The sequence below is a fragment of the Paenarthrobacter sp. NPDC089675 genome (genome assembly GCF_044749185.1).
Classification (GTDB): Bacteria; Actinomycetota; Actinomycetes; order Actinomycetales; family Micrococcaceae; genus Arthrobacter.
Genome location: NZ_JBIVHM010000005.1, coordinates 364,012 through 370,522, shown reverse-complemented (window position 1 = coordinate 370,522; position 6,511 = coordinate 364,012). Strand labels below are relative to the sequence as shown.

Here is a 6,511-nt window from a genome sequence, read left to right as displayed (position 1 = left end):
TTGAGTTCTCAAACAACAGGTCACTAATCCAAAGCAGTACCACCACCAACCCCACAGGGCCACTGGATCGCTCCGGAGCAACTTTTCAAACTTACCCGAACCACCAGAACTTTGCAAACCAACGCTACCGCGATTCACAACCCGATCATCGGCCCCACCCACAAACGGCACACTCAAAAGCGAACCATATTCCAGGCTGTCATCAAGGGGGATCGTCACCATCAAAACCGCATCAGCGGCGGCAACTCGAATAACTTTACACACCCCCCACACCACAAACAAATCCACACACCGTGAACCCCATCACACCCCCAACACCAATGAAAAAGGAACCCCCAAAAACCCGCGGGACGTGAGAGAAGAACCCCGAAAACCCCGCAGGACGTGAGAGAAGAACCCCGAAAACCCCGCAGGACGTGAGAGAAGAACCCCGGAAACCCGGGCGGGACGTGAGAGAAGAACCCCCGAAACCCGGGCGGGACGTGAGCGAGGAACGACGGGAACGCAGAGGGCGGGAACGCAGAGGGCGGGCAATCACCCGGATTGCCCGCCCTCTGAATTGGTCCTTTGGCTTGCCCGCCGAGGTCGGAGGTCAGGGAAGCACAGGGAGAGTCAGTGGCCGCCGTGTGCGGCTGCGCCCTCGGTTCGCCGCATCATGGCGCCAAGCACCACTGCTGCTACGGCAATGATCGTCGCGGCAAAGAACGCTGCCTGCATGCCGGCCACCAGCCCGGACGAAGCCGAAACCACAGCAAAGATCGAAACCAACAGAGCAGTACCTGCAGCACCGGAGACCTGCTGCGCGGTGCTCATAATGGCGGAGCCATGCGAGTACAGGTGCGGGGGCAGCGGGTTCAGCCCCGTGGTGAATGCCGGCGTGAACAGGAGGGCCAGGCCGAAGCTCAGCACTACGTGGAGCGCGATGACCCAGCCGAGGGCGCTGTGCTCGTCGAGACGAGAGAACTGCCACAAGGTGAGCACCATAAGGACCGATCCGGAAACCGTGAGGGGCAGCGGACCTACCTTGTCGAAGATCCGCCCGATCACGGGTCCCAGCAAGCCCATGGCCAAACCACCGGGCAGCAAAGCGAGGCCCGTTTCCATGGGCTGCAGGTGCAGGGTGTTTTGCAGGTACAGCGGGAGCAGGATCACGCCTCCGAACAGCGCCATCATGGCCACCACCATCAGCAACGTTGAGACGGTGAACATCCGGAAGTTGAAGGCCCGGAGATCCAGCAACGGGGCGTCGGATTTTTGGAGCCTCAGCTGCCTGAACACGAAGAGCGCCAGGGAAACAACGCCCACAACCAAGGCTATGACCGGGACGACTCCCGCATTGGCCCCGCCGATTTGGCTCAGGCCGTACACCAGTCCACCGAAGGCCGGCACTGTCAGGATCACGGAACCGATGTCCAATGTGGTCTTGCCGCGCTCACCAACGTTGGTCAGGAACTTGGCACCGATGGCCAACGCCGCCAGCGCCACAGGAAGCACGAAGACGAACATGAAACGCCACGAGAAGTGGTCCAGGATGATGCCGGAGACTGTGGGGCCCATGGCCGGAGCCACGGAGATGGCGATACTGACGTTGCCCATCACGGCCCCTCGCCTGGACATGGGTACCAGGGTGAGGATGGTGGTCATCAGCAGCGGAAGCATGATGGCCGTACCACCGGCCTGCACAATGCGCGCAAGCAGAAGCACGGTAAACCCGGGTGCCAAGGCAGCCAGCAGGGTACCGCCACTGAACAGGCCCATTGCCAGCATGAAGGAGGCGCGGGTGCTCAATCGCTGCAGGATGAAGCCGGTGGTGGGAATGACCACGGCCATGGTCAGCATGAATCCGGTAGCCAACCACTGGACCGTCGGTGCATCAACGCGGAGATCGGTCATGAGCCGCTGCAATGCCACGTTCATGATGGTCTCGTTGAGGATCACCACAAAGGTTGCCACCAACAACGTGACGATGACCGTGACGGATTCGCGGGACATCTTGCCCGATACCGCGGGTGAAGCGCCGCTTGTGGCGGCGGAAGCACCGGAAACGGAGTCGCCGGAGGCCCCGGACGTGACGTCGGTAGACATGGAAATTCCCTTGGCTTGAGATTTGGTTTCCGGCGACCAATGCCGGTGAAGACAGGAACAGTCTAGACTCCCCCGACATTCCCGTCAGCAGAAAATCCAAACGTTAGGAATCCAGTGGTGCGTTGTCTATCAAACGGACAGGACCCACCTTTGCAGCGATGATCGCCAGCCCTTCGCCGCGGAAGGGCGTCTCCTTGCAGTTCTCCGCGAGCGGTTCCAGTGTGGTGGGGTCAACGACGTCGAAATAGTCCAGTTCCACCAGTGGCTGGGATTGGACAAGCTCGACGGCGGAGTCCAGGTCCAGCGGTTCGTGGGCGTTGGCGCGGGACTCGATCACGCGCAAAGCCCGGGACAACACAAGGGCCGCCTCCCGCTCTTCATCCGAAAGGAAACGGTTGCGACTGGACAGTGCCAGGCCGTCTTCGCTGCGGACAATGGGCACGGGAACGATCTCCACGGGGAAGTTCAGGTCCGCGACCATCCTCTTCACCAAAGCCAACTGCTGCGCGTCCTTCTGCCCGAAATAGGCGCGGTAGGCCGCCGTCGTGCCATCTGCCGCGGCCCCACCGGGAAGACCGTAGTGCAGCAATTTGGCTACTACCGTCAGGGCACCATCGAAGTGGCCGGGGCGGGAGGCGCCCTCCCACTTCTCGCCGAGGGGACCGGAGGTGACCCTGACCAAAGGCTGGCCGCCGGGGTACACCTCCTCGACGGTAGGCGCGAACACCAGGTCCACACCTTCGGCGTCCAAGAGGGCCATGTCGGCGTCGAGGGTTCGGGGGTAGCGTTCCAGGTCCACGGCGTCACCGAATTGCAGCGGGTTCACGAAGATCGTGGCAACCACGACGTCGTTCTCGGCCACGGCTTTGCGCGCCAGGGCGGCGTGCCCGGAGTGCAGGGCTCCCATGGTTGGCACCAGGCCCTGTGAAGAACCGCCCTTCGCCGCGAGAAGCCGTGCGCTCTCGCTACGGAGTTCAGCCGCGGTGGTGACGAGTTTGATGGACATGCTGTTCAGTTTCCTTCCGGCGACGAATCCCCGCTGTGCGGTTCGGACCCATTTTCCAGTGCGTCGTTGATCTCAGCCAGTTGTTCCGGCCGCAGGAGCCCACGGTTGCCGGCGCGACGGGCCGTGGCCCGGGCCATGGCTTGGTACGCCGCGAGCACATCGCCGCCCGCACCGCCGTCGTACTCTTTCAACGCCTGGGCGTGGGCAGCAACGGTGCCCACATCGCCACGGGCCACGGGCCCGGTCAACGCTGATTCGCCGGACGCCAAGGCGTTCTCGAGCGTTGCCCGGAGCAGCGGCCCCAGCATGGATTCGGGAGCCTCCACGCCGATCTCCCTCAGCAACTGCGAGGCTTGGGCCACCAGGGTAACCATGTGGTTGGAGCTGTGCGCGAGGGCGGCGTGGTAGATGGTGCGGTCGGCCTCGGCAATGGCCACGGGTTCGGCACCCATTTCCACCACCAGCGCCTGCGCGATAGGCAGCATCGCGGCATCGGCCGTGACGCCGAAGGTGCAGTCCATGAGCCGCGTCAAGTCCAGGCTCATGCCCGTGAAGGTCATTGCAGGGTGCATCGCGAGGGGTATGGCACCCGCCGCACGCACCGGCTGCAGGATCCCGACGCCGAACCGGCCCGACGTGTGCGCCACAAGCTGCCCCGGCTGCCACGCGCCCAGCTTCGCGAGCCCCTCCACCAGGTCACCAAGGGCGTCGTCAGGAACCGCCAGAAGCACCAACTCGGAACGCTCAACGATGTCCTGGATCTCAAGAACGGGCACGCCTGGCAAGAGGCTTTCAGCCCGTTCGCGGCTCGCCTCGGAAACGGCGGAAACCCCGACGACGGCGTGCTCGGCCGCGCGCAAGGCGGCACCGAGAACGGCGCCCACTTTGCCGGCGCCGATGATGCCGACTCCGAGTCGTCCTGGCCTAGCCATGGTGATGGTCCTCCTGGGTTGTTCTGGTGGATACCTGCGCGAGCCACTGCTCGGAGGTCTGCCGTTTCCTGGCCTCGCGGGCGCGTGCCGCCTGCTGGTCGAAGAGCTTGACTGCCTGCGCGACGTCGGCTTGGTAGAGCCTCGGAGCAACAGGACCGGGCGTAGTGTGCAGGACAAGGTCGGCCACCCCGAACCTGCGCGCGAGTGGTCCTTGCTGCAGTGCCATGGATTGGGTGCGCTGATGCGGAACCAGTACTAGCGCGTGCCACCAACGTCCGGAGCGCAACAGGAGTGCAGTGCGGGTAGCCAGGAACCCGTTGCGCCGCCAACCAAGGGGCGCCAGGAGCCGCGCACGGCGGGGAGTGGTGGTGAACCCGTCCACGTCCCCGGCCACTTGCGCCAGACCCTCGAGCCCTGCGGAGAAAACCCACTGCGGATCTTCGACGCCCGGATCCGGAAGGACGAGCGAAAGCATCATCATCACATCGGACTTCATGCCCACCGGCAGCAGGGTGGTCCGCGCAGCATTCTCGTGGCCGGGAGCACCGCCATAGCCCGCAACGTTGACGTGCATGCGGTACCAACCAAACAGCCGCCAAAGCGGAGACTGCGTGATTTTGAGCGCCTGGATGCGGCCCGGCGGAACCGTTTGGGCCTGCGTATCAAGGAGGCCGTAACGCAACCTGATCCCGTCCGGGGAAATCGCGGCGGTGAAGTTGTAGCCCTTGTTGAACGAACTCCAATAGGCCGCGCCGATACCGAGGATTGCGGGTATCAGGGCCAGGAAAATGGCGCTGTTCTCGGTGTAGACGGAGATTGCCACGGATGCGGCCGCCGCAAGCAGGATTCCAACAGTCTGTTCGCTGAGGAGCAACGAACCGATCAACCTCGACGGCGGCACGGACAGGACCCGCTGCTCCGGCGCCTCTGGAATTTCCTCAATGGATTCCTCCCCGGTGACCACGCCGGCGGCCCGTGCAAGAATGGCCGCCCGGAGCTGCTTGGCCTGGGGCAACCGAAGGTAAGCCAGCCGCACGGCGGATTCCCCGGCGTCGGCCACCTCAAACTTGAGTTCGGCGAGACCGAAGATGCGCGCCAGGAGAGGCTGCACGATGTCGATCGCCTGCACGCGGTCCAGCCGGGCCTGCCGCTGCTGTTTGAAGAGCCAGCCCGTATTCACGCGGACATAGCCCTCGGCCACCTGGTAGCGCGTGAAATACCAGCTGAGGATGAATCCACCCACCGCCAACAACAGCACCACCCCGCCGCCGGCCAGCAGCCACAGCACACGTCCGTTCAGGTGCGGGTCCAGGAAGTCGCGGCCCTGCAGGACACGCTCAAATGAATCACGTCCAAAGAAATACAAGACCGCAGCCAGCGCCACCCAGCCCCGCACGAACGGGGACGCAGGATGCACGCGCCGCCAATCGCCGTCGATGGCTTTGCCGGGCACGGCCACTTCCGGGCTCACAGCCCGGCCAGCCTGGCTTCTCCACGTGCGGACAGCTGCTCGCGCAGCCGCGCGCCCTCAGCTGCGGGCAGCCCGGGCAGGTGGGCGTTGGTACCGGCCGAGGCCGTATGGAGTTTCAAGGTGCAGAGGCCGAGGCTGCGCTCAACAGGTCCCACTGCGACGTCTACATACTGCATGCGCCCGTAAGGGACCACCATGGTGCGCTGGAAGAAGATGCCCCTGCGGATCAGGAGATCGTCGTCGCGCTCTGCGTAACCAATGGCCCGGACCTGGCGCGGAATGAGTACCAATCGCCACAAAGCCAGGACAAGCACGAAGGAAGGCACGGCAATGGCCAGCCACAACGGGGGCCAACGCCACCAGCCAAGCTGCACGAACACAAGGGGCAGGCTTAGGACCGCAACCATCACCAGATTGCCCAGCGCCCATTCCACCAGCCGGACGGTCACGTACTTGGGCGAGACCCGCAGCCATTGAACGCCGGGAGGGTCAATCGCCTCGGTATGCATACTCGCCTTCGCCCTTGGATTCGCCGCGACGCTTCTCTGTTCCGTTGCCGGCGCCGCCCTCAAAGTCCTCCGGAGGAATGCGGCAGAACCGCTCCACCACAAACCCGACGACGATCATCACCACTCCGCCGCCGCCCATCAACAGCGCGTTCCACAGGATGCCCTCGCCGCTGCGCAAGGTTCCGATCCGCAGGAGGTCAAGGGAGATGCCCGCGTGCCAGCCGAGCAGGAGGGTCCCCGCGTAGGCGCATGCCTGGGCAAGGACCAGTGTCCGGGCAGCCATGATGGGATCCAGCATGGCCTTCTTCTTGCCGTTCCGCCATCGAAGCACCTGGATCCCCATGACCAGGGTCAGCAACGCGATAACGCCCATGGTTACCAGTGCCGAAAGCGGCAACACGGGAGTGGGCATGCTGTAGCGGTTGGTTGCCGTTGTGGCCACCCAGCCGATCAAGGCGGAGACGACGGCGATGATCACCAAGACCCACGGACGCATGGCTTTCATGGG

The 6,511-nt window shown here is 64.0% G+C and carries 7 protein-coding genes; all 7 read right to left on the bottom strand.

Translation table 11 applies throughout. From position 1 onward, the window contains the following. Positions 1 to 288: hypothetical protein (locus ACIPY2_RS13765; RefSeq protein WP_400266935.1), on the bottom strand; the 288-nt coding region annotated here is incomplete at its 3' end. A gap of 324 nt (positions 289 to 612) precedes the next feature. Then, positions 613 to 2,085, bottom strand: coding sequence for a DHA2 family efflux MFS transporter permease subunit (locus ACIPY2_RS13760; RefSeq protein ID WP_400266934.1), 1,473 nt, complete (start codon positions 2,083 to 2,085; stop codon positions 613 to 615). 103 nt (positions 2,086 to 2,188) lie between these two features. Further along, complete coding sequence (gene panC, locus ACIPY2_RS13755; protein WP_400266933.1) at positions 2,189 to 3,091, bottom strand: pantoate--beta-alanine ligase; 903 nt, start codon at positions 3,089 to 3,091, stop codon at positions 2,189 to 2,191. Between the two features lie 5 nt (positions 3,092 to 3,096). Then, positions 3,097 to 4,023 carry a Rossmann-like and DUF2520 domain-containing protein gene (locus tag ACIPY2_RS13750; RefSeq protein WP_400266932.1) on the bottom strand — a complete coding sequence of 309 codons (927 nt, stop codon included), beginning with the start codon at positions 4,021 to 4,023 and terminating at the stop codon, positions 3,097 to 3,099. Beyond that, a complete protein-coding gene (locus tag ACIPY2_RS13745; RefSeq protein WP_400266931.1) occupies positions 4,016 to 5,494 on the bottom strand; it encodes a PH domain-containing protein in 1,479 nt (492 codons plus the stop codon). Before ACIPY2_RS13745 ends, ACIPY2_RS13750 begins: the two co-directional genes overlap by 8 nt. Then, entirely contained in the window at positions 5,491 to 6,003 is a 513-nt protein-coding gene (locus ACIPY2_RS13740) for a PH domain-containing protein (protein ID WP_400266930.1), read from the bottom strand. The genes ACIPY2_RS13745 and ACIPY2_RS13740 overlap by 4 nt, the downstream gene beginning before the upstream one ends. Further along, positions 5,984 to 6,508, bottom strand: a complete 525-nt coding sequence (locus ACIPY2_RS13735) for a DUF3180 domain-containing protein (protein ID WP_400266929.1) — start codon at positions 6,506 to 6,508, stop codon at positions 5,984 to 5,986. Before ACIPY2_RS13735 ends, ACIPY2_RS13740 begins: the two co-directional genes overlap by 20 nt. Between the last annotated feature and the right edge of the window lie 3 nt (positions 6,509 to 6,511).

Bases quoted from the DNA above. Each gene is read 5' to 3' on its own strand.
- panC (WP_400266933.1), bottom strand. From the start codon at position 3,091: ATGTCCATCAAACTCGTCACCACCGCGGCTGAACTCCGTAGCGAGAGC.
- ACIPY2_RS13760 (WP_400266934.1), bottom strand. From the start codon at position 2,085: ATGTCTACCGACGTCACGTCCGGGGCCTCCGGCGACTCCGTTTCCGGT.
- ACIPY2_RS13740 (WP_400266930.1), bottom strand. From the start codon at position 6,003: ATGCATACCGAGGCGATTGACCCTCCCGGCGTTCAATGGCTGCGGGTC.
- ACIPY2_RS13735 (WP_400266929.1), bottom strand. From the start codon at position 6,508: ATGAAAGCCATGCGTCCGTGGGTCTTGGTGATCATCGCCGTCGTCTCC.
- ACIPY2_RS13750 (WP_400266932.1), bottom strand. From the start codon at position 4,023: ATGGCTAGGCCAGGACGACTCGGAGTCGGCATCATCGGCGCCGGCAAA.